Annotated in this window: 2 tRNA genes; both read left to right on the top strand. The window is 46.2% G+C overall.

From position 1 onward, the window contains the following. Positions 1-15: 15 nt before the first annotated feature. Positions 16-92, top strand: a tRNA-Arg gene (locus tag H4J54_RS00065). A 116-nt stretch (positions 93-208) separates the two neighbouring features. Beyond that, positions 209-285 (top strand) — tRNA-Arg (locus tag H4J54_RS00060). The last annotated feature ends 18 nt before the right edge of the window (positions 286-303 follow it).

The raw sequence follows: 303 nt of genomic DNA, 5'->3' as shown, positions 1-303 counted from the left end.
AAAACAGTTTATTGAGGACGCGTAGCTCAGCTGGATAGAGTACCTGGCTACGAACCAGGCGGTCGCAGGTTCGACTCCTGCCGCGTCCGCCACTTTTCTTTAAGTGGCTAAATAATAAAGACTAGCAAATATTAAGGCTAGTTAAAAAATAAATACTGTATAAGCTGGTCATCTCCTGAACATGAGATATAAAAAAACAGTTTATTGAGGACGCGTAGCTCAGCTGGATAGAGTACCTGGCTACGAACCAGGCGGTCGCAGGTTCGACTCCTGCCGCGTCCGCCACTTTTCTTTAAGTGGCTA

The organism is Colwellia sp. MB3u-8, from assembly GCF_014076985.1.
Lineage (GTDB): Bacteria > Pseudomonadota > Gammaproteobacteria > Enterobacterales > Alteromonadaceae > Cognaticolwellia.
Note: the sequence above shows the minus strand (reverse complement) of the source record. Positions and strands in the feature narration are given on the sequence as shown.